The following is a 2852-nucleotide window of genomic DNA, read 5'->3' as shown; positions in this document are numbered from 1 at the left end:
ATAGGATGATGCCCCCTATCAAGTAAGCAATTATTACGGATGGTCCTGCCATATCAATGGCTGAACTGCTTCCTTTAAATAAACCTGCCCCAATGGCACCTCCTAATGCCATCATCGTAATATGTCTTGAAGTCATTGTCCTCTGTAAATTCTGTTTGTCGGTTTCCATATCCTGACCTCCCAAAAAATCAAAAAAGGCATATCGTCTCTTCCTTCACAATCAAATGAAGAAAGAGACGATATGCCTTAAGCTTACCGCGGTACCACTCTTATTGGCTCTTTACGAACCCTGCTTTAAAAACCTTGTAACGAAGGTCAATCGTTAAAATAAGAGAATAGATTAAATCTAAACTTTCGCTTTACCACTCCCAGGCAAGTTCAAAGTATCATTGGACTGCGTTGCACCAACCCGCAGCTCTCTTTACCGAATAATGAGCTTTTACTACTCCTGATCTTTGTGTTTTGAAAACTATATCTGATTTTTTTTTATAATATCCCATACTATACGGATTAGAAGTAAATTTGTCAATAATTATTTCAGAATAATATTTTTAACGAAACAATCTTGGTAATATGTGGTGAAATAGCTAATACATCTGCAAAATACTATTTTCAATAAAATATTATACCTAATCCTCTGGGAGTTACGAGTGGCAATAAGGATTCAGAAGGTGAATCAATTGACGTGACTGGGTTCACAATTAACCCAACAATTCCGCTTGCGCCATAGTATGGTATGTCACCTTTCATACCTATTCGTTCTTGAGAGTTTAGAGGCTTTCATTCGGAAATTTTTTTTGATAATGCGCAAGTGCAATTAGAGGGAAAATATATCGATAACTATGATAATGAATATAGAAACTGCCAGCCATTCCCTGTCCTTTTGGATAAGAAGTTGTCCAGTCATCTTTGTCATTATTTTCTAAAATATATTTGATGCCGGATATTATTTCTGGTGTGAGTTCGTCTTCAGCAGCAATCAGCGCATCCAATGCCCAGGCTGTATGAGTTAACGTACTGGCTCTCAATGGAACGTACGTTTTCATTTTGTCACTTTTACAAGACTCTCCCCATCCCCCATCCAAATTTTGAATATCACGAAGCCATTTGACAGATTTTTGAATAGAAGGATGGTCCGACGATATTCCTGCTGCAACAAGCCCGGTTATAGCAGCCCAAGTACCATAAATATAACAAATGCCCCATCGGCCATACCACGATCCATTCGGTTCTTGATGATCGAATAGCCAATTTACACCTAACTTTATAGAGTCGTGACTCTTCTTTAAGTTAGTGAATTTCCCGAAAAATTCCAATGTTCTTCCTGTTAAATCTGCACTTGAAGGATCTGCAAGTAAATATTCAGCATCTTCAATTGGAATCATAGACAAAATGCTTTTATTCACGCCTTTTTCGAATGATGGCCATCCTCCATCATCATTTTGCATTGAAAATACCCAGTTGATTCCTCTGTCCCAAGATGTATGGACCTTGGGTTTTTTAATGACAGTTTTGCAAATTGACCTTAAGGATGCAGTAGTATCATCAATATCAGGGTTCATTGTATTTACATTTGAGAAACCCCATCCCCCTGGGAGACTATGTGGACTGTGTATGACCCAATCCCCATATTTATAATGCTGTCGTGTTAATAAAAATTGGTTTGCTTTTTTTATAACGGGATCTAATTCGGAAACGCCTGCTTCTTGCATGGCATAACTAATTAAAGCTGTATTCCATACCGTTGCTGTGGTGAATTGCATATGAGTCTTCCCGTCAACTTGGCATTTCATAGACTTTAATCCGTTTACCGCATGAATGATTGTGGGATGATCTTTCTTATATCCAAGGGAAAGCAACGCGAAAATTAGCAGAAATGTCGAACTGAAGTAACTGTATAAGGTGCCATCCGGTTCAATTCGTTCCAGCATATACTGTTTTGTCTTATCAACCGCAAGTTCCTGAATTTGCTTTGGCAAACCAATTAGGTCCTCAATTCTTTTTTGAATGGATAAAAGAAAAGGACTCCATTCATTTGAGAGGACCCTTGATAAATATTCTTCATCCCACCGGTTGTGGTTCAAAATATATAAATCTGAAATGTTTGGACTTTTATTTGTTTTAATTATGTATTTCTTATCAGCGAGAATCATGAGTGGAGCGATATTCGCCCTACCAAAGACAGAAAAGTCGAAAAAGTTCATTGGGAATGAGTGTGGTAGTAAAACAAATTCTGTCGGGACAGTAAAAATTTTTGACCGTGAAAATTGCCCAGTTACTGCCAGCATAATTTTTGTTAGTAAATTACTTTTGTCTATTCCCCCATTTGATAAAATAAACTGTCTTGCTACTTGCATTCGTACATCATCGTGAGAACAATAGCCGGAATATAGAAGGGCGTAATAAGCTTCAATCGTGGCAGCTACATTACCGTCATCTTCTTCATCATAAAACAGCTTCCAAGCCCCACTATCTTGTTGTTCGCTTAAAATCCGATCTACTAGTTCCTTTATTAATTTTTCATCATCAATAGTTAATGAACGCAATAAAATAATCATATAGGCATCCGTTGTAATACCTGTTTCAAAAGGATAATCCCAAGTTCCTACTTCAGATTGATCCTTCTTCAAGATGCTTATAATTCGATTAATTTCGTCTGATAGGGTACCGTTCACAAAATTCGTCCTTCCTATAGCATAAATTCAATACAACTAAACATATTCGTTTAGTTTTTAAAAAATGCGAGGAAGTGATTAAGTATCTTTAGTCGGAATCCAAATCATTAATCCCTAGAAAGTAGGAATAATCAACTTCATTCTTTTCTAAGTAGCGATAATGATGGTTATCGCTAC

General features: G+C 37.0%; 1 protein-coding gene, 1 pseudogene and 1 other annotated feature. The gene and the pseudogene both read right to left on the bottom strand.

The window, feature by feature from the left end; translation table 11 throughout:
- Nucleotides 1-169 (bottom strand): annotated as a pseudogene (locus AC1DSL_RS16955) (amino acid permease); the annotation flags it as partial.
- Nucleotides 170-229: 60 nt separating this feature from the next.
- Nucleotides 230-465 (bottom strand) — a binding site (T-box leader).
- Nucleotides 466-770: 305 nt separating this feature from the next.
- Nucleotides 771-2675, bottom strand: a complete 1905-nt coding sequence (shc, locus tag AC1DSL_RS16950) for a squalene--hopene cyclase (RefSeq protein WP_477533109.1) — start codon at nucleotides 2673-2675, stop codon at nucleotides 771-773.
- Between the last annotated feature and the right edge of the window lie 177 nt (nucleotides 2676-2852).

This window comes from Paenisporosarcina sp. P4_D4, assembly GCF_056401835.1.
The sequence above is the reverse complement of the archived record's forward strand: the minus strand, read 5'-3'. Positions and strand labels throughout refer to the sequence as shown.